The sequence below is a fragment of the Streptomyces sp. NPDC005752 genome (genome assembly GCF_040630715.1).
Taxonomy (GTDB): Bacteria; Actinomycetota; Actinomycetes; order Streptomycetales; family Streptomycetaceae; genus Streptomyces.
This window is the reverse complement of the sequence record NZ_JBEXYB010000010.1, coordinates 188,017-212,392: the sequence shown is the minus strand read 5'-3', so window position 1 is coordinate 212,392 and position 24,376 is coordinate 188,017. Positions and strand designations below refer to the sequence as shown.

At 70.0% G+C, this 24,376-nt stretch carries 23 protein-coding genes; 11 read left to right on the top strand and 12 right to left on the bottom strand.

What is annotated here, in order from left to right; translation table 11 throughout:
* Positions 1-182: 182 nt before the first annotated feature.
* Complete coding sequence (locus ABZ441_RS11470) at positions 183-695, bottom strand: MarR family transcriptional regulator (RefSeq protein ID WP_358971118.1); 513 nt, start codon at positions 693-695, stop codon at positions 183-185.
* Between the two features lie 183 nt (positions 696-878).
* Between ABZ441_RS11470 and ABZ441_RS11465 the strand changes: the two genes are divergently transcribed.
* Positions 879-1,658: a class III extradiol ring-cleavage dioxygenase gene (locus ABZ441_RS11465; RefSeq protein WP_358971116.1), complete on the top strand. Its 780-nt coding sequence runs from the start codon at positions 879-881 to the stop codon at positions 1,656-1,658.
* On the opposite strand, the gene ABZ441_RS11460 is transcribed toward ABZ441_RS11465, so the two are convergent.
* Positions 1,606-2,184 (bottom strand): N-acetyltransferase family protein, encoded by a 579-nt coding sequence (locus ABZ441_RS11460; RefSeq protein ID WP_358971113.1) that lies wholly within the window; start codon positions 2,182-2,184, stop codon positions 1,606-1,608. The genes ABZ441_RS11465 and ABZ441_RS11460 overlap by 53 nt on opposite strands.
* 150 nt (positions 2,185-2,334) lie before the next feature.
* Between ABZ441_RS11460 and ABZ441_RS11455 the strand changes: the two genes are divergently transcribed.
* The gene (locus tag ABZ441_RS11455; protein ID WP_358971111.1) at positions 2,335-3,336 is read left to right on the top strand and encodes a sigma-70 family RNA polymerase sigma factor; all 1,002 of its coding nucleotides are present in this window, start codon (positions 2,335-2,337) and stop codon (positions 3,334-3,336) included.
* Positions 3,337-3,451: 115 nt separating this feature from the next.
* Here ABZ441_RS11455 and ABZ441_RS11450 read toward each other — a convergent pair whose 3' ends face one another.
* Positions 3,452-4,441 carry a YafY family protein gene (locus ABZ441_RS11450; protein ID WP_358971108.1) on the bottom strand — a complete coding sequence of 330 codons (990 nt, stop codon included), beginning with the start codon at positions 4,439-4,441 and terminating at the stop codon, positions 3,452-3,454.
* A gap of 61 nt (positions 4,442-4,502) precedes the next feature.
* Here ABZ441_RS11450 and ABZ441_RS11445 point away from each other — a divergent pair, with 61 nt between their 5' ends.
* Positions 4,503-6,083 (top strand): MFS transporter, encoded by a 1,581-nt coding sequence (locus ABZ441_RS11445; RefSeq protein WP_358971106.1) that lies wholly within the window; start codon positions 4,503-4,505, stop codon positions 6,081-6,083.
* A gap of 99 nt (positions 6,084-6,182) precedes the next feature.
* Here the strand turns inward: ABZ441_RS11445 and ABZ441_RS11440 are convergent, their stop codons facing one another.
* Both ABZ441_RS11440 and ABZ441_RS11435 read right to left on the bottom strand, forming a co-directional pair.
* Positions 6,183-6,929 carry a DUF6227 family protein gene (locus ABZ441_RS11440; RefSeq protein WP_358971102.1) on the bottom strand — a complete coding sequence of 249 codons (747 nt, stop codon included), beginning with the start codon at positions 6,927-6,929 and terminating at the stop codon, positions 6,183-6,185.
* A 155-nt stretch (positions 6,930-7,084) separates the two neighbouring features.
* Complete coding sequence (locus ABZ441_RS11435; RefSeq protein ID WP_358971099.1) at positions 7,085-8,182, bottom strand: P1 family peptidase; 1,098 nt, start codon at positions 8,180-8,182, stop codon at positions 7,085-7,087.
* 205 nt (positions 8,183-8,387) lie between these two features.
* Here ABZ441_RS11435 and ABZ441_RS11430 point away from each other — a divergent pair, with 205 nt between their 5' ends.
* The 6 genes from ABZ441_RS11430 to ABZ441_RS11405 are packed head-to-tail and all read left to right on the top strand — an operon-like array spanning position 8,388 to position 13,830.
* Positions 8,388-9,563: an MFS transporter gene (locus ABZ441_RS11430; protein ID WP_358971096.1), complete on the top strand. Its 1,176-nt coding sequence runs from the start codon at positions 8,388-8,390 to the stop codon at positions 9,561-9,563.
* Entirely contained in the window at positions 9,560-11,884 is a 2,325-nt protein-coding gene (locus ABZ441_RS11425; RefSeq protein WP_358971093.1) for a molybdopterin oxidoreductase family protein, read from the top strand. The genes ABZ441_RS11430 and ABZ441_RS11425 overlap by 4 nt, the downstream gene beginning before the upstream one ends.
* Positions 11,885-11,891: 7 nt before the next feature.
* Entirely contained in the window at positions 11,892-12,494 is a 603-nt protein-coding gene (locus tag ABZ441_RS11420; RefSeq protein ID WP_358971090.1) for a 4Fe-4S dicluster domain-containing protein, read from the top strand.
* A complete protein-coding gene (locus tag ABZ441_RS11415; RefSeq protein WP_358971087.1) occupies positions 12,491-13,180 on the top strand; it encodes a Rieske (2Fe-2S) protein in 690 nt (229 codons plus the stop codon). Before ABZ441_RS11420 ends, ABZ441_RS11415 begins: the two co-directional genes overlap by 4 nt.
* Positions 13,180-13,584, top strand: a complete 405-nt coding sequence (locus ABZ441_RS11410; protein WP_358971084.1) for a DUF6755 family protein — start codon at positions 13,180-13,182, stop codon at positions 13,582-13,584. The genes ABZ441_RS11415 and ABZ441_RS11410 overlap by 1 nt, the downstream gene beginning before the upstream one ends.
* 21 nt (positions 13,585-13,605) lie before the next feature.
* On the top strand, positions 13,606-13,830 hold the full coding sequence (locus tag ABZ441_RS11405; RefSeq protein ID WP_358971081.1) for a hypothetical protein: 225 nt from the start codon (positions 13,606-13,608) through the stop codon (positions 13,828-13,830).
* 29 nt (positions 13,831-13,859) lie between these two features.
* On the opposite strand, the gene ABZ441_RS11400 is transcribed toward ABZ441_RS11405, so the two are convergent.
* From ABZ441_RS11400 to ABZ441_RS11375, 6 genes are all read right to left on the bottom strand, one after another.
* Positions 13,860-14,321, bottom strand: a complete 462-nt coding sequence (locus tag ABZ441_RS11400; RefSeq protein WP_358971078.1) for an MscL family protein — start codon at positions 14,319-14,321, stop codon at positions 13,860-13,862.
* 113 nt (positions 14,322-14,434) lie between these two features.
* Complete coding sequence (locus tag ABZ441_RS11395; protein ID WP_358971075.1) at positions 14,435-15,001, bottom strand: RcpC/CpaB family pilus assembly protein; 567 nt, start codon at positions 14,999-15,001, stop codon at positions 14,435-14,437.
* 261 nt (positions 15,002-15,262) lie between these two features.
* The gene (locus ABZ441_RS11390) at positions 15,263-16,111 is read right to left on the bottom strand and encodes an S-methyl-5'-thioadenosine phosphorylase (protein WP_358971073.1); all 849 of its coding nucleotides are present in this window, start codon (positions 16,109-16,111) and stop codon (positions 15,263-15,265) included.
* Positions 16,112-16,199: 88 nt separating this feature from the next.
* Entirely contained in the window at positions 16,200-16,547 is a 348-nt protein-coding gene (locus ABZ441_RS11385) for an FmdB family zinc ribbon protein (protein ID WP_358971070.1), read from the bottom strand.
* A gap of 66 nt (positions 16,548-16,613) precedes the next feature.
* Positions 16,614-17,894 carry an MFS transporter gene (locus tag ABZ441_RS11380; protein WP_358971146.1) on the bottom strand — a complete coding sequence of 427 codons (1,281 nt, stop codon included), beginning with the start codon at positions 17,892-17,894 and terminating at the stop codon, positions 16,614-16,616.
* Between the two features lie 308 nt (positions 17,895-18,202).
* Complete coding sequence (locus ABZ441_RS11375; protein ID WP_358971068.1) at positions 18,203-19,756, bottom strand: potassium/proton antiporter; 1,554 nt, start codon at positions 19,754-19,756, stop codon at positions 18,203-18,205.
* 277 nt (positions 19,757-20,033) lie between these two features.
* Between ABZ441_RS11375 and ABZ441_RS11370 the strand changes: the two genes are divergently transcribed.
* Positions 20,034-22,778: a penicillin acylase family protein gene (locus tag ABZ441_RS11370; protein WP_358971066.1), complete on the top strand. Its 2,745-nt coding sequence runs from the start codon at positions 20,034-20,036 to the stop codon at positions 22,776-22,778.
* On the opposite strand, the gene ABZ441_RS11365 is transcribed toward ABZ441_RS11370, so the two are convergent.
* Positions 22,765-23,367, bottom strand: a complete 603-nt coding sequence (locus ABZ441_RS11365) for a 5-formyltetrahydrofolate cyclo-ligase (RefSeq protein ID WP_358971064.1) — start codon at positions 23,365-23,367, stop codon at positions 22,765-22,767. The genes ABZ441_RS11370 and ABZ441_RS11365 overlap by 14 nt on opposite strands.
* Before the next feature lie 106 nt (positions 23,368-23,473).
* Here ABZ441_RS11365 and galU point away from each other — a divergent pair, with 106 nt between their 5' ends.
* The gene (galU, locus tag ABZ441_RS11360; RefSeq protein WP_358971061.1) at positions 23,474-24,376 is read left to right on the top strand and encodes a UTP--glucose-1-phosphate uridylyltransferase GalU; all 903 of its coding nucleotides are present in this window, start codon (positions 23,474-23,476) and stop codon (positions 24,374-24,376) included.

Here is a 24,376-nt window from a genome sequence, read left to right as displayed (position 1 = left end):
CGGTCCGGCGCCGGGCCGGGCGGCGTGAATCCCGGCGCCGGGCCGGGCGGCGTGAATCCCGGCGCCGGGCCGGGCGGCGTGAATCCCGGCGCCGGGCCGGGCGGCGTGAATCCCGGCGCCGGACCGGGGCGTGAATTCCGGCGCCCTCCGGCCCGAACGGCTCGTCCCTGCCCTGGTTCCGCTCAGCGGAGCCAGGGCAGATCCGCGTCCACGTCCTCCGGCTGCAGCCCGGTGGCGATGACCTGCATGATCTCGCCGAGGCTCTGCACCTGCTGGGGGCTGAGCCTTGCGAACATCGCCTGGCGCACGGCTTCGACGTGTCCCGGCGCGGACCGCGCCAGCATCTCGTAGCCCTCGTCGGTGAGGACCGCGTTCTGGCCGCGCTTGTCGGAGGGGCAGTCCTCGCGGCGGACCCAGCCGTTCTTCTCCAGCCGGGCGACGGCGTGCGAGAGACGGGATCGGGTGATCTTGGCGTCCTTGGCCAGTTCGGTCATGCGCTTCTGCCGCCGCGGGGCCTGCGAGAGGTTCACGAGCAGCCCGTAGTAGATGTGCGGCATGCCGGCGTCGCGCTGCAACTGGCGGTCGAGATGGTCCTCCATGAGCGTGGTGGCGTGCAGGTAGGCGCGCCAAACGCTCTGCTCTTCGTCGGTGAGCCACCGGGGCCCGCCGGGTGATGCCGTGGTCATGTACTCCACTGTACGACCTTTTCTTGAAAGTTGAACTAGATAGAGCTAAGGTCTCCGGTAGTTGGAACTTGAAGATTCAAAGATTCGGTCCCGAAGAGCCGATCCACCGAATCCCAGGTGCTCGCGCAGATGCCCGTTCCCGGTACCTGTAGTGAACACACATACCTTGATCGGCAGAGGAATGGGAGTGTCATGACAGTCGCGGAACGTATGCCCGCCCTCTATCTCTCGCACGGCGCCCCGCCGCTCGCCGACGACCCGGTATGGCCCGGGGAGCTCGCCGCGTGGTCGGCCGGGCTGCCGCGCCCCAAGGCGATCCTGATGGTCTCCGCGCACTGGGAGGAGGCGCCGCTCGCCCTCGGCGCCACCGCGGCCGTGCCGCTGGTCTACGACTTCTGGGGCTTCCCGGAGCACTACTACCAGGTGCGGTACGCGGCCCCGGGCGCCCCGGAACTCGCGGACGACGTCCGCAAACTGCTGCGCGGAGCCGGGACCCCGGTCCAGGACATCCCCGACCGCGGCCTCGACCACGGGGCGTACGTGCCGCTGGTCGAGATGTTCCCGGCCGCGGACATCCCCGTCCTCCAGATCTCGATGCCGACGCTCGATCCCCAGAAGCTGATGGCCATCGGCCGAAAGCTCGCCCCGTTGCGCGACGAGGGCGTGCTGATCGTCGGGAGCGGCTTCTTCACGCACAACCTGGCTGCGCTGAGGCATGCCGGCGGTGGCACTCCCGGCTGGTCGGCGGAGTTCGACGACTGGGGGAACCGGGCGCTCCAGGCCCAGGACGTCGACTCCCTGCTGGACTTCGAGCACGCCTCACCGGCGGGCAGGCTGGCCCACCCCCGCACCGAGCACTTCGCGCCGCTGTTCGTCACGCTCGGGGCGGCCGAGGCCGAGCTCGGTCAGGGGCGCAGTGTCATCGACGGTTTCTGGATGGGCCTGGCGAAGCGGTCGGTGCAGTTCGGCTGAGAAGCGGCTTCTCGTACCAGGACACGTCCCAGTAGCGGCCGAACTTCCGGCCCACCTCCGTGTACGTGCCGATGTGGCGGAAGCCGAAGGCGTCGTGGAGCCGGACCGACGGCTCGTTCGGCTGCGCGATCGCGGCGTAGGCGCGGTGGACGTCCTCGTCGGCCAGAGCCTCGAACAGTGCCTTGTAGAGAAGCGTGCCGATGCCGCGGCCCGTGGAGCCGGGAGCGAGGTACGCGCTCACCTCGACCGATGTGCCGTACGCCGCCTTCGGGCGGTACGGGCTGCTGGTGGCGTAACCGAGGGCATGGGGCGCCCCGACCCGGGTACCCGGGTCCAGAGCAACCAGCAGCCTGTAGGGACCGTCTTGCGGGTGGGAGCGCAACCAGGGCAGGCGCTCCGCAGGAGTGAAGGCGGTCATGTCGAATGTGAGCGCGGTCTCACGGACGTAATGGTTGTAGATGTCCGTGAGGGCCTCCAGGTCGGCTTCCACGCCCGGTCTGACCTGCACTTCTGTGGGTATCTGCACTGGATGTCCCCTTTCTGGGGGCGACAGGGTACTGCATGATCTCGGAAGTGAATGGGCGTCGTGGGAATTCTGTCCGGATTCCAGTCGTTGTTTCCATCGGATGCAGGGCACCCGGGAGGGTGTCGCGACCTACTCAGCAAGGGAGCACGCATGGCAACCCGTGCCGTCGCCCGTCGTTCGTCCGCCAGCACCGGCGGGACCAACCGGGCAAGCAGTGTTCGCGCCGTGGGCGGGGAGATCGCCGATCGCGACCTGGTCGGCATGTACCTGGACGAGATCGCCCGCACACCGCTGCTCGACGCCGCCAAGGAGGTCGAGCTCTCACAGACGATCGAGGCGGGCGTCTTCGCCCAGCAGATCCTCGACGGGGTGGTGGAGAGCGAAGCCGGTGGAGCGAAGCGTGAGGAGCTTCAGGCGCTGGTCGCCGAGAGCGAGCGCGCCAAGGACATATTCATCCGCTCCAACCTGCGGCTCGTCGTTGCCGTGGCCAGGCGCTACCCGAGGGCGGGCCTGCCCCTGCTCGACCTGATCCAGGAGGGGAACGCGGGCCTGGTGCGCGCGGTCGAGAAGTTCGACTACGCCAAGGGCTTCAAGTTCTCCACGTATGCCACGTGGTGGATCAGGCAGGCCATCACCCGTTCCATCGCCGACCAGTCGCGCACGATCCGGCTCCCCGTCCACCTCGTGGAGGAGCTCGGCAGGATCCGGCGCGTGCAGCGCGAGTTCAACCGCGAGCACGGGCGCGACCCGGAGCACGCGGAGATCGCCGCCGAGCTCGACTCCAACACCGAGCGCGTCGGCAACGTCCTGGACTGGGCCCGTGACCCGGTCAGCCTCAACATGTCGGTGGACGACGACGGCGACACCCAGTTCGGGGACCTGCTGGAAGACACCTCCGCCGTGTCGCCGGAACAGTCCGTGATGACGCTGCTGCGCAGTGAAGAGCTCGAGGACCTGATCGGAAAGCTCGACAACCGCACCGCCTCCATCATCAAGATGCGGTACGGGATCGAGGACGGCCGCGAGCGGACCCTCACCGAGGTGGGCAAGCAGCACGGTCTGACGCGGGAGAGGATCCGCCAGATCGAGAAGCACGCACTGCTCGAATTGAAGCGAATGGCTCACGACACGGGCTTTGACGCTGCGGCATGAGCGGATAACCCGTAATCTCACCATCAAGCCGGTTCGCACCGGCCCGACGACCGGTCTCCTGCCGGTCCCATGAGCTGAGTCCCGGCGCCCACCCCCCCCCGGCGCCGGGGCTCATTCATGTCCGCCCCGCCGCCCGCCCGGATGACGCGGCGCGGGACAGACGGGCACCCAGGACGCCGAGGTACTCCACCAGCTCCGGAGGGCCGTGCGCCTCGAACGCGCAGTCCACCAGGGCGAGCCGCAGGGCCACCCACTCCAGCGAGCTCATGGAACTCGTCCGAAGCCGGCAGCCGTGTTCCCCGCTCGGCTCCAGCGCGCCCAGCTCCGCGGGCAGCCGGGCCGCCACGAAGTCGGCCGGCGCCTCGAACGTCACATCGATGTGCACCCTCGGCTGTGTGCGGGACCTCGACCGGGCGAGAAGCGCCGCGGCGTCCTCGCTCCCGGCGGGCAGCTCGCGAGGCGTGAAGCGGGCCCCGGTGGCGACGGGCTCACTCACCCGGTCCACCCGGAACGTGCGCCAGTCCTCGCGTTCCAGGTCGTACGCCACGAGATACCAGCGGCTGCCCGTGCTCACCAGCCGGTACGGCTCGACCTGCCGCTTCGACGCGGCGCCGTCCCTCGCCCGGTAGCCGAAGCGCAGCCGCTCACGCCCGGTGACCGCCGAAGCGATCACCGTCAGCGTCCGGGGGTCGATGGTCGCGCCGTCCCCACGAGTGAGGGGCACCGTGGCGTTCTGCAGGGAGGAGACCCTGTGCCGCAACCGGGACGGCAGCACCTGCTCCAGCTTCGCCAGTGCGCGTACGGACGCCTCGTCGACGCCCTCGATGGCATGCCCGGCACCCGCCCGCAGCCCCACCGCGATGGCCACCGCCTCCTCGTCGTCCAGCAGGAGCGGCGGCATGGCGGAGCCCGCGACCAGGCGGTAGCCGCCGATCGAACCGCGCGACGCCTCGACCGGATAGCCCAGATCGCGGAGCCGGTCGATGTCGCGGCGGATCGTACGCGGGCTGACGTCCAGCCGTCCGGCCAGCTCGCCGCCCGGCCACTCCCTCGGCGTCTGGAGGAGCGACAGGAGTTTCAGCAGCCGTGCCGGGGTGTCTGTCATGGGTAGAGGATGCCCGTCCATCAGGTCATCATCTGACCTGATGGACGTCTAACTTCCTCCCATGACTTCTCCCGAATCCCCGTCGGTCACCGCTGCCGCCCGCACGGCGTCAGCAGGATCGGCAACATCGCAGGACCCGGCGGACCGGCGCCGCTGGATCGCGCTCGCGATCGTGATGACCGCGGCCTTCATGGACCTGGTCGACGTCACGATCGTCAATGTCGCCATCCCGAGCATCACGCGTGACACCGGCGCCTCGTTCACGTCGATCCAGTGGATCACCGCCGGATACGCGCTTGCCTTCGCGGCGGGTCTGATCACGGGCGGCCGGCTCGGCGACATCCACGGACGCAAGCGGCTCTTCCTCGTCGGCATCGGGGGCTTCACGCTGGCCTCCGCCCTCTGCGGCTTCGCCGCCAACCCCGAGATGCTCGTGGCCTCGCGCATCCTGCAGGGCGGAATGGCCGCGCTGATGGTGCCGCAGGTGCTGTCGATCGTGCACGCCACCTTCCCGGCGCACGAGCGAGGCAAGGTCTTCGGACTCTTCGGCGCGATCGTGGGACTCGGAGCGGTGTCAGGGCCCCTGCTGGGCGCACTGCTCACCGAATGGAACCTCTTCGGCCTCGAGTGGCGGCCCATCTTCCTGATCAACCTGCCGGTCGGCATCGCCGGGCTGCTGCTCGGGAAGAAGTTCATCAGCGAGTCCAAGGCGCCCAAGGCGCTGCGCCTGGACCTGACCGGTGTGGCCCTGGTGACACTCGGCCTCCTCATGCTGCTCTACCCGCTCACCAGGGGACGTGAGCTGGGCTGGCCGCTGTGGGGCTACGTGTCGATGGTTGCGAGCCTCCTGGTCTTCGTCGCGCTCGTCGCCGTCGAACGCCGCAAGGCGAGTCGGGACGGCTCGCCGCTCATCGAACTGTCGCTGTTCCGGGTGAAGAGCTTCGCGGCGGGCACCGCGGTGCAGCTGACCTTCGGGATCGTCATGGGGATCTTCTTCCTGGTCTGGACGCTCTACATGCAGATCGGACTCGGCTGGAGCGCACTGCGGGCAGGCACGACCGGCGTCCCGTTCTCGGTCGCCGTCTCGTGCGCCGCGGGAATATCGGTACAGAAGCTCGTGCCCCGCTTCGGCCGGAAGGTGCTGCAGGCCGGCGCGCTGCTGATGATCACCGGGCTGCTGCTCTACATCTGGGAGGCCGGGCGGTACGGACTGGACATCAGCTCCTGGCAGATGGCGCTCCCGCTGGTGGTCATGGGCGCGGGCATGGGGCTGATCGTGGCTCCGCTGACGGACGCCGTGCTCTCCGGAGTGCCGAAGGAGCACTCCGGGTCGGCGTCCGGGCTGATCAACACCGTGCAGCAGATGGGTACGGCGCTGGGGCTGGGGCTCGTCTCGGTCGTCTTCTTCGGCTCGATCAGTGACCGGCTGCCGCCGGAGGCGATGGGTCCGGCGTTCGTGAACGCCTTCCAGCAGTCGCTGTGGTGGGTGGCCGGGGTCCTCGTGGTGATCTTCCTCGTGATGTTCGCCCTGCCCCTCAGGCCCGGGGTGCACCTGGAGGCCGGCGGGGACGACACGGAGCCTTCGCGGGCTCAGGACGACGCGATCCTGAAGGAGACCGAGCCGGCGGGCCTGGCCGGGTGATCCGCTGACGTTGGGCCGCGGCCCGACGAGGTCGGCCGGCACGGCTCCGGAACCCGGGGCCGTGCCGTCCTGGCGCTCCGCCCGCGGCGTCCGCGCCTGTCAGCAGATCCGGGTGCGGTCCTCCATGGCCAGGCGCGCGGCCTGTTCGTCGTCGTAGACCTCGCACATGTGGCGGCCGTCGGGTGTGGCCGTGTGCTCGACCTCCCACAGGCTGGTCTCGCTGCCGTCCAGGAGGAGGAAGGCGTGCTCGTAGAGCGTGAATCCGGCGTCACGCCCGTCGACGCGGTACTGGCGGCCGAAGACCTGGGTGATGTGGTGGGCGAAGGCCGACCGGAGGAGACCGGCCGTCCGGGCGCCCGGACGGCCGCCGTTCTCCGCGCGGCGCAGGACGCGGCGGGCGTGGTCCGCCGAGTTGTCCGGGGCGTACATCCGGGGCAGGGGTGCCGGGGGGACGCTCATGAGCAGGGTGAGCGCCTCCAGGTCCTCGCGCAGGCTGTCGTCACCGAGAGCGGGGGTGTCCCGGAAGCTGCCCGCGAGGCGCGACGCCGCGATCTGTGCGTCGCCCTCGTCGTCGTACAGCTCGTGGCGGGCCGGGGCCGGGACATCCCTGCCGCCGCCGTGCACCAGCTCCCACAGGGTGAGTGCGGTGCCGTCGGAGAGCAGATAGGTGTGCCGGTAGGTCTCGCGGTGCAGGACGGAACTGTGGTGGGACGAGTGCAGAGCACTGCTGTGCGCCAGCGCCGTCCCGAGCCTGTCGACCGTTGCATCGGACAGGTCGAAGGAGTTGAGGGCGCATCGCAGGAGTCGCTCGAGGTGCTGCTCGGTTGTCTCGTACGGATCGCTCAAGGTGCTGTCTCCAGGCCGTCGCCGCGTGTTACCCGATGCGTGCATAACGTAGTCCCTGGGGCTGACATCGTGACCGGGGTTCGCAAAAAACGTACCGCGCACGCAGAAAGTTCCCGGTTTGTTCGGAACGGTCACCTGAGAGGCTCCCGGCCGCCTCAGGATGCGCCGTAGAGCTCGCTGTACGAGGGGAACGTGCCTCCGGGGCCGTCGACCCCCCGGGCCGCACTGGCGGCCTTCACGACGGCGCGGGTCAGGGCGTCCGCCCCCGCGGCCAGGATCTCGTTGAGCGCGGCCGTGGGCTCCGTGGGCATCGTCAGTCGGCCGGTGGAAAGGGCGAACACGGTGTCCCCGTCGGTGAGCAGGTGCACGGGGCGGACGGCGCGGGCCAGCCCGTCGTGCGCCGTGCCTGCGAGCTTCTGCGCCTGGGGGCGGGTGAGCGCGGCATCGGTGGCGACGACGGCGAGCGTGGTGTTGAGGACGCCGCCCCTCTGCCTGCCGCCCTGTCCGCCGCCCCCGCCGCCGGCCTCGGCGCCGTCGCCCCGGAGCTCGGCGAGCCGTCGGCGCGCGGCCTCGTGCACCGTGTGCGCGGGGTGCACGGGTGGCTCTCCCATGCCGTACTCGCCGTACAGAACCCCGGTGCGGGGATCGAGGACGGAACCCGCCGCGTTGACGACGGCCAGTGCCGCGACGGTGGTCCCGGAGGCCAGGCGCACGCTGGCCGTGCCGACTCCGCCCTTGATCTGCCCGGCCACCGCTCCCGTACCGGCTCCCACCGTGCCCTCGGGGACCTGTGTCCCCGGCCCGGACGCGGCGGCGTCCTCCACGGCGGCACGTCCGGTCGACGCGTCGGGCCGGGCCCGCCACGCGCCGCCCCGGCCCAGGTCGAAGAGGCAGGCGGCCGGAACCACCGGCACCACCTGCGAGGGGTCGGGGCCGACCCGGACACCGCGCCCCTGCTCCTCGAGCCACGCCATCACGCCGGCCGCGGCGTCGAGCCCGTACGCGCTGCCGCCGGTCAGGACGACCGCGTCGATCCGCTGCACCAGATTGCGCGGATCGAGCGCGTCCGTCTCCCGGGTGCCCGGCCCGCCCCCGCGTACGTCGACGGCGGCCACGGCTCCGCCCTCGGGGGCGAGGACGACCGTGGTCCCGCTCAGCGCGCCCTCGCCCGGCACCCGGGCGTGCCCGACGCGGATCCCGGCCACGTCAGTCAGTGCGTCCAGCGGACCCGGACGGGGCTGTTCCTCGGTCATGGTGAGCTCCTCCGGAGGCGGTGGTGCCGTGTACCGGCGAACGTACAGGCGTCGGCGCGGGATCCGGGGGCGTCAGCACGGGCAGTGGTGTGCGCACCGGGGTGGAGCGGCGGCCCGCCGGGATTGCGGGCCACCTGGGCGACGCGATCACACCATCGAGTCACATACGGGGCCAATCGCCCCGTAACGGTCCTACGGTGGCCGGGTGACCGAGCCACCAGAACCGCCCGCCGCAGCCGAGCCGTCCGAGCCCGGTGCCCCCACCGGCACGTCCGGTGGGACGGACGGCCCGCAACCCGGGCAGGGAACCCCTGCAACCGGGCCCTCCCTCGCGGCGAGGGTTGCGCAGAGGCTCCCCCGGACCGTCTCCGGCCGCGCGACGCTGGCCGGAGCCGTCGTGTCGGGCCTGCTGATTTTGGCGATCGTGTTCGGCAGCCGCCTGCTGCACGACTTCGACTCGGCGCTGCTGCCCTACGCCGTCGCCACCGTCTTCCTCGCCTTCGGGGTCGCCCACCGCTACACGGTCTGGGTCTCGGCCCCGGGCGCCCGGCGGCTCTTCAGGAACGGCTGGCGGAGCCTGTTCTCGGCCGAGAACTTCCGCACGGCACCAACCGCCCTGCCGAGGATGATCGCGACCTACCTGGGCTTCCAGAAGTTCCTCGGGGCCCGCTCCCACGCGCGCTGGGCCGCCCACCAGTTGATCTTCTGGGGCTGCGTCCTCGCCGCGCTGATCACCTTCCCGCTGACCTGGGGCTGGTTCACCTTCACCTCCGGCAGCGGCTCGGGGCCCGGCTACGAGATGCGCGTCTGGGGCATCAAGATCCTCGGCTTCGACTCGCTGAACTTCATCGGCTGGGTGATGTTCCACGGCCTGGACATCGCCGCGGTCCTGGTGATCCCCGGCGCCTCGTATTTCCTCTGGCGCCGGATGAAGGACCGCGGGGCCATCACCGGACAGCGGTTCGCCTACGACATGGTGCCGCTGCTCGCCCTGATCATCATCTCCGTGACGGGCCTGCTGCTCACCTTCTCCTCGATCTTCCTGCACGGCGGAGGCTACGAGTTCCTGGCGATCCTCCACATGGTCTCGGTGGTCTTCACCCTGATCTACATCCCGTTCGGGAAGTTCTTCCACATCGTCCAGCGCCCGGCGGCGGTCGGCATGCAGCTCTTCAAGTACACCGACCGCCAGGACGACGAGGTCTTCGCCTGCCGCCGCTGCGGTGAGGCCATCGACACCGGCCCGTACGTCGAGAACCTCCGCGGAACCATGCGGGACCTCGAACTCGGCTTCGACGCATGGGCCGAATACTGCCCGCGCTGCAAGCGGGTACTGCGCGGCAACGCCTATCTCACCCAGGTCAAGAAGGGCTTCAAGTGACCGCGGACCCACGCGCAGCCGACGGCCGTACGGTCGTCCCCCTCGATCCCTCGCTCGCTCCGCCCGGCACCCGCGGCTTCCGGGACGCGGGCGGGATCCCGGCCGACCGGTGGCACGCCGACCAGAACGGCGAGACGCTCGTCCCGACCCACTGCTGCTTCTGCGGTGTCCAGTGCGGGATGTATCTGCGCGTGGACCGCGGCGGCAAGGTCTTCGGCGTGGAGCCCCGCAACCACGACATCAACCGCATGCGGCTCTGCCCCAAGGGCATCAACGCCTACCAGCAGGTCAACCACCCGGACCGGCTCACGGCCCCCCTGATGCGGCGCTCCCGCGACGAGGAGTTGCGGGAGGTCTCCTGGGACGAGGCGCTCGACTTCACCGTCTCCGAGATCAGGCGTATCCAGGAGGCCCACGGGAGGGACGCCTTCGGTGTGCTCGGCGGGGCCAGTCTCTTCACCGAGAAGACGTATCTGGTCGGCAAGTTCGCCCGGGTGGCGCTGAAGACGCGGCACGTCGACTACAACGGCCGGCTCTGCATGGTCAGCGCAGCCGGTGCCAACAAGCTCGCCTTCAACATCGACCGGGCCGGCAACCCCTTCTCCGACATCCTGCTCACCGACTGCCTGCTGCTCGCCGGGGCCAACGTCGGCGAGTGCTTCCCGGTGCTGACCCAGTACGTCTGGGGAGCCCGGGACCGCGGCGCCACACTGATCGTGATCGACCCGCGTGAGACGGCGGTCGCGCGCACCGCCGACATCCACGTCGCGCTCAGGTCGGGCACCGACTCCGCCTTCTTCAACGCCGTGCTGAACGTGGTCGTCGAGGAGGGCCTCACCGACGAGGCCTACCTCGCGGCCCACGCCACCGGCTGGGAGGAGGTCAAGGCCGACGTCGCCCACTACCCCCCGTCCCGGGCCGCCGAGATCTGCGGGGTCCCCGCGGAGCAGATCGTCCAGGTCGCCCGCGCCTTCGCCCGCGCGCCCAAGGCCATGGCCTTCCACGCCCGGGGGATCGAACACCACACGCAGGGCGTGGAGAACTGCCTCAGTGTGATCAACCTCTGTACCGCCACCGGCCACATCGGCAAGCCCGGTGCCGGCTACGGCACCCTCACCGGGCAGGGCAACGGCCAGGGCGGCCGCGAGCACGGCCAGAAGGCCGACCTCCTCCCCGGCGGCCGCTCGATCCTGAACGAGGAGCACCGTCGGCAGATCTGCGAGATCTGGGGCATCCAGGAGTCCGAACTCCCGGCCGCGGGGACCTCGATGATGGAGATGGTCTGGCAGATGCAGCGCCGCGAGATCCGCGGGCTGATCGGCATCTGCAACAACCCCTTCGTCTCGCTCCCCAACTACGCCGTGGTCAAGGAGGGGTACGACACCACCGAGTTCCACGCCCAGTTCGACTTCTTCCTCTCCGAGACGGCCGCCAACGCGCACGTCGTCTTCCCCGTCACGATCTGGGCCGAGGACGAAGGCGTGATGGCCAACGCCGAGGCGAGGGTCGTCAAGCACAACAAGGCCCAGGAACCGCCCGCCGGCGTACGCACCGACACCTGGGTGATGTGCGAGATCGCCCGGCGCCTCGGTGAGGGGGACAAATTCACCTACGGCGGCTCCCGCGACGTCTTCGACGAACTGCGCAGGGCCTCCGCGGGCACCGTCATCGACTACTCCGGCATCACCTACGAACGGCTCGAGGAGACCGGCGGGATCTCCTGGCCCTGCCCGTCCGCCGACCACCCCGGCACCCCCCGGCTGTTCGAGGACGGAACGACCTACCACGCGGACGGCAGGATCCACCTGCAGGTCGTCGAGTGGCATCCGCCGGCGGACCCCTACGACGACGAGCACCCGATGACGCTCACCACCGGACGCACCGTCGCGCACTTCCTCTCCGGCAACCAGACCCGCCGGCTGGGCGCCCTCGTGGAGCAGACTCCCCGGCCCTGGGCCGAGGTCCACCCCTCGCACGGATTCCGCAACGGCGAACCCGTCCGTGTCGTCACCCGGCGCGGCAGCGAGGTCTTTCCCGCCCTCGTCACCGAGGCGATCCGGCCCGACACGGTGTTCATCCCCTACCACTGGCCCGTCCCCACAGCGGCCAACGCACTGACCATCGACGCCCTGGACCCACGCTCCAAGATCCCTGAGTACAAGGTCTGCGCCTGCCGCCTCGAACCCGCCGAAGCGATCGACGAGGTCCCCGCGCCGCCCGTCGCCCCCGGCCACATCGCCTACCCCGAGACCCAGGTCTCCCGTACCGACCCGTTGCCGCCCACCGCACCGCAGGGCCGCGGCACCTCGGAAAGGAGCTGATGCCCGGATGATGGGCAGAACGATGTTCATCGACCCGGGGCGCTGCATCGGCTGTCAGGCCTGTGTCTCCGCCTGCCGGGAATGCGACTCGCACCGCGGCAAGTCGATGATCCACCTCGACTACACCGACGAGGGTTCATCCGTCGCGTCCCTTCCCACGGTCTGTATGCACTGCGAGGACCCGGTGGCCCCCTGTGCCGAGGTCTGCCCGGCGGACGCGATCCTGGTCACCGCCGACGGCGTCGTGCAGCAGGCCGACACCACCCGCTGCATCGGCTGTGCCAACTGTGTGAACGCCTGCCCCTTCGGTGTCCCGAAGATCGACCTCCAGGCGAAGCTTCAGATGAAGTGCAACCTCTGCTACGACCGCACCGCGTACGGGCTCGCCCCCATGTGCGCCACCGTCTGCCCGACCGGCGCCCTCTTCTACGGCACCGTCGAGGAACTCCAGGCGGAACGCCCCGGTGTGCAGGTCGCCGACACCTTCGTCTTCGGCGAGAGCGAGGTCCGCACCGGCGTGGCCATGGTCGTGCCCGCCGAGCGGGTCCGGTGGCCGGTACCCGGCGGACTTCCCGTCGTCGAGATCAACGGGAAGGACGTCAGCCGATGAGCGTCACCGAACAGCAGCCGCCGGGCCCCGACCACGGCCCCGGGAGCGATCCCCGCGAAGCGCTGCACGACAGGATCGCCGCGGACTCGCTGACCACCCGGCGCGACTACCTCCGGATCGTCGCCACGGTCTCCGGCGGCCTCGCCGTGGGAGGTCTGGCCGTGGCGGGTGGAATCCTCCACCGGCACGGTGACGCCGAGGACGGGAAGGCGCCCGCCCCGAAGCAGATCGCCGCGCGACTGCTGCCCGGCGAATCCCTCGCCTTCCGCTACCCCGGGGACGAGGACCGCGCGGTCGCCGTACGGATGGACGACGGCACCCTCGTCGGCTACTCCGCCGTGTGCACCCACCTGGCGTGCGCCGTGCTCTGGCGCAAGGACCGGGGTACTGAGGGCGAGCTCTACTGCCCCTGCCACGAGGGAGTCTTCGACGCCCGCACCGGCGAGGTCACGGCCGGCCCACCGCCGCGCGGACTGCCCAAGGTAGCCCTGACCGAGCTCGAGGACGGCAGCATCTGGGCCGTGGGCACCACCCGCTCCGGAGAGAGCATCGAGGAGGGGCTGTGCCGACAGCTCGGCGGCGACCGCCCGGACCTCGCCGGACGGATCGGCTGCCCCGGCACCGGAGGCGGCGCGGAGGCGCCACCCGCGTCCGCTCCGTCCGGTGACGCGACGGGGAGGCGGTGATGACCGAGCCCCTGGACCCGGTCGAGCCACCGAGGCCCTCCAACCCCGCCGGATCGGCGTATCCCGAGTACCACCCGGGCAGCGCCCGCGCCGCGCTGAACCGTCCCGTCCACGACCGCTATCCCCAGATCAGGCCCACCAGCGGCTACGCGGACCCCCGGGTGCGCCACACCGGCCCGGGGCCCGGGGCGGGCTCGGAGCAGGAACCCGAGCGCTCCGCGAAGCTGACGGCCCGACTGGTGCTGGCACTGAGCGTCGTCGTCGGCCAGCTCTGGGCGCTGACGGAGGTCGTCAACGTGTGGATGGAGGGCGACACGGGCACGGCCTGGTGGGGTGCCGGCTTTCTCTGCCTGTCCTTCCTCGTCGTGCTCGGGTTGTGGATGCTCGATCCGAAGGACCGCTGAGCCCGGCCGTACCCTGGAGGTATGAGTACCGCCCCCGCCCCCGGACCGCGAGAGTCGAAACCGCAGCCGCAGCAGCGGCCGACGCAGGAGCCCAGGCCCGAGCCGTCGGCTCTGGTTTTCGACGATCCGATGGACCGGCAGTCCTCGGACGACACGGATCAGGGGTGGGGTGAGCGGGCTCCTACGGGCGGCGGCGCGGCCGACCTCGCACGCTTCCTCGACGAGAAGCCGCCTCACCACGTCTGACACCGGCGGCCGTCGACGCTTCCGGCTGACTACGCCTGACCCCGCTGGGCGACCAGCGCGTCCCGGATCTCCTTCAGCACCTCCAGCTCGCTCACTTCCAGCGTCTCCTGCACGCCCTCCTTCGCGGCCTGGGCAGCCGCCCGCCCGGCGAGATACTTCGCCATCGGCAGCACCATCAGGAAGTAGACGACGGTGGCGGTGATCAGGAAACCGAGGGCGGCACTGAGCACCGATCCCCACAGGATCTCGATGCCGTCCGTCGTGCCGGTGTCCGGATCCACGGTGCAGGGGCCCTGGAGACAGGAGGTGTACTTCTCCAGATCCTGGGTGCCGAAAGCGCCGACCACCGGATTGATGATTCCTTTCACGACCGCGTTCACCACGTTCGTGAACGCCGCGCCGATGACGACGGCGACCGCGAGGTCGATCACGTTGCCTCGCGTCAGAAAGGTCTTGAACCCGTCCAGCAGGCCGGCTTTCTTCTCGCTCACAGGTGAGCCTTCCTCTGTGCATGCCGTGGGGGGAGTGAACTGCCCAGCCACGTAAGGCCGCAGAGGACCTCGCTGTCCAATCGTGTAATCCGGACGGGCTAGGCGACGTCAAGTCAGTTCTCTTCGGCATGTGCCACCGCCACCGCGAGCCGTCCCGATGCTCCGGCACCCGCAAGGTCCGCCGCTGTGTCCCTCTCCACGGACAGGACCACCAGGGCGCCGCCCTCCGGGCCCGCCCCGCCCCCTGCCTCCGGGAACGCCGCGTCCCCGCCGCCCGAACCGCGCGGGACCTCCGCGACCCGGACATCGCGCGCCACCACCCGGGCCTCGGTGTCTCCGTCGATCGCGGCGATCACATCGACACGATCACCCGGCCGCAGGAGCCCGACCGTCGCCGCGTCGGCGATCCGGACCGGAGCGGACACCAGCTGCCCGGCCGGCCGTTCGTTCCCCGGTGGCGTGTCTCCGGGGACTGTGGCCGCTTCTCTCGCGCCGCCCAGCCCCGACGCGGCGAGCACGGCGGAAGTCAGCGCGAACCCCGCGGCCAGCGCCCGCCGCTGTCCACGCAGCGCCCGCCGGAGTCGCCGCCCGCCGCCACCCCGCACCCGCAGGGGCCCGAAGGACGGGACCCCGCACGGTGCGGGTGGCGCGGGACGTGTATCGGGCACCGAGGGGAACATGGCCAACACCACCTGCCGTGAGGGAAATCTGCCGAGGACATCCATGGGGATCGCGCTGACGCGGCACGACGAACGCGCGAACAGGCACGACGAACGCGCGAAGAAGGCACGAGGAGATGCCAGAGGAATGCGTGAGGGGAGTCCCGCGGGAATCCCCGCCGAACTCCCCTCACGATCCACCCTCCGCCGAAGTACCGCTCGGCCCTGTGGACAGCCCACACGATGTGGAAAACCCGGTCACCCCCGCAGGAGCCCGATGCCCTACGGCAGTTCGATCCCCGTGTCGATCCCGTCCAGTGCGTGCGCGCAGACGCAGTCGCGGTCCTCGCCCTTCGGCAGAGCGGCCACCGCGTCGAAGAGCACCGACCGCAGCCGGTCCACATTGGCCGCGAACACCTCCAGCACCTCCGCGTGGCTCACGCCCTCGCCGGCCTCCGCCCCCGCGTCGAGGTCCGTCACCAGCGTCAGTGTCGTGTAGCAGAGGTTCAGTTCACGGGCGAGTACGGCCTCCGGGTGCCCGGTCATCCCGACTACCGACCAGCCCATCGCCGCGTGCCAGCGCGACTCCGCGCGGGTCGAGAAGCGAGGGCCCTCGACCACCACCAGGGTCCCGCCGTCCACCGGTTCCCAGTCGCGTCCGCGCGCCGCCGCCAGGGCGGCCCTGCGTCCCTCGGGGCAGTACGGGTCGGCGAAGGCGAGGTGCACGACGTTCGGCTCGGTCCCGTCCGCGAGGGGCTCCCCGTCGTAGAACGTCTGCGTGCGGGTTTTGGTGCGGTCGACCATCTGGTCCGGTACGAGCAGGGTGCCCGGCCCGTACTCCGGGCGCAGCCCACCGACCGCGCACGGGCCGAGCACCTGGCGTACGCCGACGGAACGCAGGGCCCAGAGGTTGGCGCGGTAGTTGATCCTGTGCGGCGGGAGGTGGTGGCCACGTCCATGGCGGGGGAGGAAGGCCACCCGGCGCCCGGCGATCTCACCCAGGAAGAGGGAGTCGCTCGGAGCCCCGTACGGGGTGTCCACCTGGATCTCGGTCACGTCCTCCAGGAAGGAGTAGAAGCCCGATCCGCCGATGACACCGATTTCCGCTGTACCCGATTCTGCGTTCACCATGCGGTCACACTAACCGGGCGCGCACGACAGGGACCCCGCCGAGTGGATCAGCGGGGTCCCTGTCGAACGTGTGGTGTGTTCCCGGCCTTCAGACCGCCGACGTACCGCTCGACGACGTGGAGGAAGCCGAGGACGAGGCCGTGGACGAAGCAGCCGGCTTCGCGTCGGCCTTCGCGTCCGCCTTCGCCGGGGACGACCCGGTGGACGAGTCCGACGCCTTGGTGGACGACGACGTCGCAGGCGCGCTGCTCGACGAGGAGCCGCGGCTGTCGTTCCGGTAGAAACCGGATCCCTTGAAGACGATGCCGACGGCCGAGAACACCTTCTTGAGGCGTCCCTCGCAGTTCGGGCACACGGTCAGGGCATCATCGGTGAACTTCTGCACCGCTTCGAGGCCCTCGCCGCATTCGGTGCACTGGTACTGATAGGTCGGCACTTGCTCCTCCTGGCACTCTCACTCAATGAGTGCTAACGACGCTCCATACTGACCTATTCCGAGCGTTCAGTCCACCGTGACCGGCTCTCGGTGACCGATCCCACGTGCCACGGTCCTTCCCCCGGCCCGTGGCGTCAGCCGGGACCGCAGGGTCAGGAGGGTCGCCAGCGCCAGTGCCGTACCGGCCAGCGGGACCAGGAAACCGGTGCTCGCGCCACGGGCGTCCGCGAGCTGTCCGGCCACCGTGACGGCCACGGCCTGCCCGAGCGCCACGGCCCCGGTCAGCCAGGTGAAGGCCTCGGTCCTGGCGGACGGCGGCACCAGGGTGTCGACCAGGGTGTAGCCGCTGATCAGTACGGGAGCGATGCACAGTCCCACCAGGAGTCCGAGCCCTGCCAGCAGCGGTACGGAGTGCACGGCCCAGAGCCCGGACGCGGTCAGCGTCAGGGCCACGTAGCCGACGAGCAGCCGGCGGCGCGGGCCGCTCTTCCAGGCGATGGCGCCGCAGGCGATACCGGCGAGCATGTTGCCGGCCGCGAAGACCCCGTAGAGCAGCCCGTTCACGCCGGGCCGGCCGATCTCCTCGGCGAACGCCGTCAAGGAGACCTGCATACCGCCGAAGACGGCGCCGATGCCCAGGAAGGTCACCGCGAGGACCCGCACCCCGGCCACGGAGAGCGCCGAGCGGTGCGGCTCGGCCGCCGTGGCGGCCCCGCGCGGGGCGGGCTGGGTGGAACGCTGGGCCGCGAACAGGACTCCGCCCAGCAGCGTCAGCGTCGCCTCGGCTACCAGACCGGCCGCCGGGTGCACTCCGGTGCAGAGCGCCGTCGCGAGTACGGGGCCGATCACGAAGGTGAATTCGTCCGTCACGGACTCGAAGGCGGCAGCCGTGTCCATCAGCGGGGAGGCCGGGCGCCCCGGGGCGGCGCCGAGACGCGCGGCCCAGCGGGCCCGCACCATCGGCCCGATCTGCGGAATGGAGGCCCCTGTGGGCACCGCCGCGAGGAACAGCGCCCACAGGGGCGCGTCCGCCAGGGCGAGCGCCGTGAGGGCGCCGACGGAGGCCGCGTGCACCAGGACGCCGGGCAGCAGCACGGCGCGCTGGCCGAACAGGTCGGCGAGCCTCCCGCTCTGCGGTGCGAACAGCGCCATGGAGACACCGGAGACGGCGGCCACGGCACCCGCACTGCCGTACGAGCCGGTGGTGTGCTGCACCAGGAGCACGATGCCGATGGTCAGCATCGCGAAGGGCTGCCGGGCCGCGAAGCCCGGGAGGAGGAAGGTCCACGCACCCGGGGTGCGCAGCAACTGCCCGTAACCGGGGCGGTCGGAGACCGTGGACGCCACGGCCATGCCTTTCTGCCGCCTGGTGGCCGTGCTCCCGGAGCGGCCCGCACCAGGGTGCGGGGAAGCGTGCGGGAACTGCCGAGAGCTGTCCTCTTCGCGCGGAACTGCGGTAGATGCCGGGCGCTCGCTCCAGAGGCGAAGGCGCCACGACCGCCATACGGTCGCGCCAGCTCTGCGTCAGGCAGAGTTGGTCGATCAGGTTCGAATCATGTGGATCATGAGATCCGGTCCTTCATCTTACAGGTCCACGCCTCCGCACACCTGCGATCGCACACAGACGCCTGAGCTCCCGGCGCCGCCGCCGCAGGTCAGTGTGGTGTGCGTGTGCCGCCCGTCCTGTCTCCCGTACGGTCCCCGCCGCCCCTGCCGAGCTTTCTGGCCAGCTTCGCCAGGTGCGGCAGGTCGGCCGGGCCGCTGGCCTGTCTGCCCGCACCGCCGGTGCCCAGCCAGCCGGCCAGCTTGCCGCCCTCGCCGACCGCGCGCAGCCGTGCCTCCGTGGCGTCGCGTACCGGATCGGTGGCGACGACCAGCAGTTCGTCCCCGTGGCGCAGCACGGTCGAGGGCGCGGGGACGAAGCTCTTTCCTTCCCGCACCACAAGGGTGACCGCCGCACCGGCGGGCAGCCTGAGTTCGGCCACCTCCACGCCGTGCATCCTGGACCTGCCGGGCACCTCGACGGACAGCAGATGGCCGCGCAGCCGCTCCAGGGGTGCCGACTCGATGCCGAGGTCCGCGGTCTCGGACGGGTCGTCCGAGATTTTCAGGGCCTTCGCGAGCCAGGGCAGTGTCGGTCCCTGGATCAGCGTGTAGACGATGACGAGCACGAAGACGATGTTGAAGACGCGGGTGCTGCCCTCGATCCCGGACACCATCGGAATGGTCGCCAGGATGATGGGGACGGCGCCGCGCAGCCCCGCCCAGGACATCAGGGCCTTCTCGCGTTTGGGAAGGCGGAACGGCGCGAGGCTGATGAAGACCGACAGCGGCCGGGCCACGGCCGTGAGGACCAGTCCCACGACCACGGCGGGCCAGAAGTCGTCGACGAGGTCGTGCGGGGTGACCAGCAGTCCGAGCAGGACGAACATGCCGATCTGCGCCAGCCAGCCGAGTCCGTCCGCGAAGCCCCGGGTGGCGGGCCAGTGCGGCAGCTTGGAGTTGCCGAGGACCATCGCGGCCAGGTAGACGGCCAGGAAGCCACTTCCGTGGGCCATGGCGCCGGCCGCGTAGGCGGAGACCGCGATGGCCATCACGGCGATCGGGTAGAGCCCGGAAGCGGGCAGCGCCACATGGCGGATCCCGAAGGAGCCGAGCCAGCCCACCGCGAGGCCGATCGCCGCGCCGATGGCCAGTTCCAGGGCTATCTCGCCGACGAGTACGTACCAGTGCTCGACGGGGCCGACGGCGGAGAACGCCACCACCAGGATGACCACGGGGGCGTCGTTGAAGCCGGATTCGGCCTCCAGGACGCCGGTGATCCGGGAGGGGAGGGGGACTTTGCGCAGGACGGAGAAGACGGCCGCGGCGTCGGTGGAGGAGACGACCGCACCGATGATCAGGGCCTGCCGCCAGTCGAGGCCGACGAGGTAGTGCGCCGCGCTCGCGGTGACGCCCACGCTGATGCCCACACCGACGGTCGACAGGACGGCCGCCGCCGGCAGGGCGGGTCTCACTTCTTTCCACTTCGTGCCCAGACCGCCCTCGGCCAGGATGACGACCAGTGCGGCGTAGCCGATCACCTGGGTCAGCTCGGCGTTGTCGAACTTGACGTCGAAGATGCCGTCCTGCCCCATGGCGATCCCGATGCCGAGGTACAGGAGCAGGCTGGGGAGCCCGCTGCGGGACGAGATGCGTACGGCCGCCACGGCGACCAGCAGGACGAGTGAGCAGACGAGCAGAAGTTCGTTGAGCGCGTGGACAGTCAGGGTCCGTTCCTTCCCTGCGTGCGCCTTCCGGATCGTGCTCCGGCGGCCGGTACTTCGTTACCTTACCTAATCTTTAACGTTTTCTTGACGCCTTCGAGTGTTCGTGCGAACCGGTGCGCAAATGGATGCATCCCCATACCGCGTCCGAGTGGCTTCGGCGGGGCGCCTATGGTTGCTCCAGCACGCCCAGGACCACCCTGCCCCTCGAAGGACAGCGATGCCCGCCAACACAACCGCCCCTTCCGGGTCTTCCGATGCGAAGAAGACCGGCAGGAAGAAGGGGCGACGCGCCCGCCTGTTCGTGATCGTCCTGGTGCTGGCGCTAGTCGCGGGTGTCGGATACGGCGCGTACTGGTCCGTCTCCACGGTCCGGGGCTCGTACCCGCAGACCACCGGCTCCATAGACCTCGAGGGGCTTTCGGGCGACGTCGACGTCAGACGTGACGACTACGGGATCCCGCAGATCTACGCCGACACCGACAGCGACCTCTTCCGCGCCCAGGGATACGTCCAGGCCCAGGACCGCTTCTGGGAGATGGACGTCCGCCGTCACATGACGTCCGGACGCCTCTCCGAGATGTTCGGAGCCGGCCAGGTCGAGACCGACTCCTTCCTGCGCACGCTGGGCTGGCGCAAGGTCGCCCAGGAGGAGTACGACACCGTCCTGGACGAGGACACCAAGAAGAACCTCCAGGCGTACGCGGAGGGGGTGAACGCGTATCTGGACGGCAAGGACGGCAAGGACCTCTCCGTCGAGTACGCGGCGCTCGGCCTGACCAACGACTACAAGCCCACCGAGTGGACCCCGGTCGACTCGGTCGCCTGGCTGAAGGCGATGGCCTGGGACCTGCGCGGGAACATGCAGGACGAGATCGACCGCTCGCTGATGACCAGCAGGCTCAGCAAGAAGCAGATCGCGGAGCTCTACCCGGACTACCCGTACGAGAAGAACAAGCCGATCGTCGAGCAGGGCGGGATCTCCCCGGTCACCGGGAAGTTCGACCCTGCCGCAGAGCCGTCGGACGGCATCGGCTCCCAGACCGCCGAGGGCGCGACCGAGGGCCTGAACACCCAGCTCTCCGCGCTCTCCGACACCCTGGACGAGATCCCGGCGCTGCTCGGCCCCAACGGCAACGGCATCGGATCCAACTCCTGGGTCGTATCCGGCGCGTACACGACGACCGGTAAACCGCTGCTCGCCAACGACCCGCACCTGGCGCCGCAGCTCCCCTCGCTCTGGTACCAGATGGGGCTGCACTGCCGTCAGCTCTCGGAGTCGTGCCAGTACGACACGGCCGGCTACACGTTCTCCGGTATGCCCGGTGTGATCATCGGCCACAACCAGGACGTCGCCTGGGGCTTCACGAACCTCGGAGCCGACGTCACCGACCTCTTCCTGGAGAAGGTCTCCGCCGACGGCTACCAGTTCGAGGGCAGGACCGAACCCTTCATCGCCCGTGAGGAGACCATCAAGGTCGCGGGTGGCCGGAGCCGGAAGATCACCGTCCGCGAGACCAACAACGGTCCGCTGGTGTCCGACCGCAGCGGCGAGCTCGCGAAGGTCGGCAAGAAGGCACCGGTCACCACCAACGCGCCCGACCGCGGCGACGGCTACGGGGTCTCCCTGAAGTGGACGGCGCTGGACCCTGGCAAGTCCATGGACGCGGTGTTCGAGCTCAACCGTGCGAAGGACTTCACGAGCTTCCGCAAGGCGGCCTCGCACTTCGAGGTGCCGTCGCAGAACCTCATCTACGCGGACACCAAGGGCAACATCGGCTACCAGGCGCCCGGCAAGATCCCGGTCCGCCTCAAGGGCGACGGCACGACACCGAGTCCGGGCTGGTCCGCCGACTACGGCTGGGAGAAGGAACCCGTCCCGTTCGACGAACTGCCGTACGAGTACAACCCGGACCGCGGCTACATCGTCACCGCCAACCAGGCCGTCATCGGTGACGACTACGAGCACATGCTCACCCAGGACTGGGGTTACGGCACCCGCAGCCAGCGGATCAACGACCTGATCCAGAAGAAGATCGACGGCGGCGAGAAGATCTCGACCGACGACATGCAGACGATGCAGATGGACAACCAGAGCGCGATCGCCGCGAAGCTGGTGCCGGAACTCAAGAAGGTCGGCATCTCCGACAAGTACGTGCGTGAGGCGCAGAAGCTGCTGGAGGGCTGGGACTACACCCAGGAGTCCGACTCGGCCGCCGCCGCCTACTTCAACGGTGTCTGGCGCAACATCCTCATACTGGCCTTCGGCGACAAGCTCCCCAAGGAGATGCGGGCCAAGGGCGACTGCATCTACGTGGAGCCGGTCACCGGCACCGGACCGGTCGACGAGCAGGACAAGCTCGTACGCGAATGCGGCCAACGTGCCCCGGAAGCGGCGCAGCCGGACGGCGGCGACCGCTGGTACGAGGTCGTCGAGAGCATCCTGGACGACCAGGACAACGAGTGGTGGAAGGTTCCCGCCAAGGGGCGCGAAGCCGCCGTCGACAGCCGCGACGAACTCTTCGCCCGCGCCATGAAGGACGCGCGCTGGGAGCTGACGGCCAAGCTCGGCAAGGACATGAGCACCTGGAACTGGGGCCGGCTGCACCAGCTGACCCTGCGCAACCAGACGCTCGGAACCGAAGGCCCCGGCCTGCTGCAGCGGGCCCTCAACCGAGGTCCGTGGGACCTCGGCGGCGGCGAGGCGGCGGTCAACGCCACCGGCTGGAACGCGGCGGGCGGCTACGAGGTCATCTGGGTCCCGTCGATGCGGATGGTCGTCAACGTGGGCGACTGGGACAAGTCCCGCTGGATCAACCTCACCGGCTCCTCCGGGCACGCGTTCAACGCGCACTACACCGATCAGACCGACAAGTGGGTCGAGGGCGAGCTGCTCGACTGGTCCTTCGGGCCGGACGCGGTGAAGCGGTCCACGGTCGACTCCCTGACACTCAGGAAACCCTAGGCGTCGTCCCCGGGCGGAAGCGCCGCGCTCCGGCGGGCGTGACCACGGCATCCACGGGGTGGTCGTGCGGTTCCTCGGGAACCCGCGCGACCACCTCGTCGTCGTACAGCAGGACCATCAGGGCGGGATGCGCCCCGGCGGACGCGAGCCGGGCCAGCACCCGGTCGTAGCTGCCACCGCCACGCCCCAGCCGCATCCCGCGCTCGTCCACGGCCAGCCCCGGCAGCAGGACCACGTCCGCGTCCAGCACCGCCTGCGGCCCGAGGCGCTCGCCGTGGGGCTCCAGCAGACCGCGTCCCGCGGGCACGAGATGCTCAGCCCCCTCGAACACGGCCCAGTCCAGGTCGTTGTCCGCCATGAGCACCGGCAGCAGCACCCGTACGCCCCGTGCGCGCAGGGTGTCCAGGAGCGCGTGGGTCCCCGGTTCGCGGCCCACGGACACATAGGCCGCCACGGTTCGGGCGGCGGCGAGCTCGGGAACGGCCGAGGCGGCCCAGGCGAGAACCGCGGCGGTCCTCCTGACGTCCTCCGAGGTGAGAAGGCGCCGTGCGGCGAGAAGCTCGCCGCGCAGTATCGCTTTTTCGGACATGTCATGGTTCAACGGGTGCTCACATAGTTCGTTTATGTGGATGTATGAGAAGAAAGTTAACCGGACGCTCATCTTCCGCCCATTCGCACCGGTTAGAGTTCTGCGCATGACTCAGTCGCACCCCAGGATCAGCAAAGCTGTCATCCCAGCTGCAGGTCTCGGCACCCGATTCCTGCCGGCCACCAAGGCCACTCCCAAAGAGATGCTGCCTGTCGTCGACAAGCCCGCCATCCAGTATGTCGTCGAGGAGGCCGTCGGAGCCGGCCTCTCCGACGTACTGATGATCACCGGCCGGAACAAGCGTCCCCTCGAGGACCACTTCGACCGGAACTACGAGCTCGAGTCCGCGCTGACCCGCAAGGGAGACGCCGAACGGCTCCTGAGGGTCCAGGAGTCCAGCGACCTGGCCACCATGCACTACGTACGCCAGGGCGACCCGCGCGGCCTCGGCCACGCCGTCCTCTGCGCCGCGCCGCACGTCGGCGACCAGCCCTTCGCCGTGCTCCTCGGCGACGACCTCATCGACCCGCGCGACCCCCTCCTCGCCCGGATGGTCGAGATCCAGGAGCGCGAGGGCGGCAGTGTCGTCGCGCTGATGGAGGTCGATCCCGCGCAGATCCACATGTACGGCTGCGCGGCCACCGAGCCCACCGGCGACGGCGACGTCGTACGGGTCACGGGTCTGGTGGAGAAGCCTGACAGGGCCGACGCCCCCAGCAACCTCGCCGTGATCGGCCGCTATGTGCTGGACCCTGCGATCTTCGGCATACTGCGCCACACCGAACCGGGCCGTGGCGGCGAGATCCAGCTCACCGACGCACTCCAACTGCTGGCCGAGGACGAGAAGATCGGCGGCCCCGTGCACGGCGTCGTCTTCAAGGGCCGCCGCTACGACACCGGCGACCGGGGCGACTATCTGCGTGCCATTGTCAGACTCGCGTGCGAACGTGAGGACCTGGGCCCGGACTTCCGGACCTGGCTGCGCAGTTACGTCACCGAGGAGTTGTAA

Excerpts from the sequence above, each read along its gene's own strand:
- ABZ441_RS11445 (WP_358971106.1), top strand. The coding sequence starts at position 4,503 with ATGACTTCTCCCGAATCCCCGTCGGTCACCGCTGCCGCCCGCACGGCG.
- ABZ441_RS11390 (WP_358971073.1), bottom strand. The coding sequence starts at position 16,111 with ATGGTGAACGCAGAATCGGGTACAGCGGAAATCGGTGTCATCGGCGGA.
- ABZ441_RS11420 (WP_358971090.1), top strand. The coding sequence starts at position 11,892 with ATGATGGGCAGAACGATGTTCATCGACCCGGGGCGCTGCATCGGCTGT.
- ABZ441_RS11465 (WP_358971116.1), top strand. The coding sequence starts at position 879 with ATGACAGTCGCGGAACGTATGCCCGCCCTCTATCTCTCGCACGGCGCC.
- ABZ441_RS11435 (WP_358971099.1), bottom strand. The coding sequence starts at position 8,182 with ATGACCGAGGAACAGCCCCGTCCGGGTCCGCTGGACGCACTGACTGAC.
- ABZ441_RS11415 (WP_358971087.1), top strand. The coding sequence starts at position 12,491 with ATGAGCGTCACCGAACAGCAGCCGCCGGGCCCCGACCACGGCCCCGGG.
- ABZ441_RS11405 (WP_358971081.1), top strand. The coding sequence starts at position 13,606 with ATGAGTACCGCCCCCGCCCCCGGACCGCGAGAGTCGAAACCGCAGCCG.
- ABZ441_RS11450 (WP_358971108.1), bottom strand. The coding sequence starts at position 4,441 with ATGACAGACACCCCGGCACGGCTGCTGAAACTCCTGTCGCTCCTCCAG.
- ABZ441_RS11370 (WP_358971066.1), top strand. The coding sequence starts at position 20,034 with ATGCCCGCCAACACAACCGCCCCTTCCGGGTCTTCCGATGCGAAGAAG.
- ABZ441_RS11455 (WP_358971111.1), top strand. The coding sequence starts at position 2,335 with ATGGCAACCCGTGCCGTCGCCCGTCGTTCGTCCGCCAGCACCGGCGGG.
- ABZ441_RS11410 (WP_358971084.1), top strand. The coding sequence starts at position 13,180 with ATGACCGAGCCCCTGGACCCGGTCGAGCCACCGAGGCCCTCCAACCCC.
- galU (WP_358971061.1), top strand. The coding sequence starts at position 23,474 with ATGACTCAGTCGCACCCCAGGATCAGCAAAGCTGTCATCCCAGCTGCA.
- ABZ441_RS11365 (WP_358971064.1), bottom strand. The coding sequence starts at position 23,367 with ATGTCCGAAAAAGCGATACTGCGCGGCGAGCTTCTCGCCGCACGGCGC.
- ABZ441_RS11395 (WP_358971075.1), bottom strand. The coding sequence starts at position 15,001 with ATGTTCCCCTCGGTGCCCGATACACGTCCCGCGCCACCCGCACCGTGC.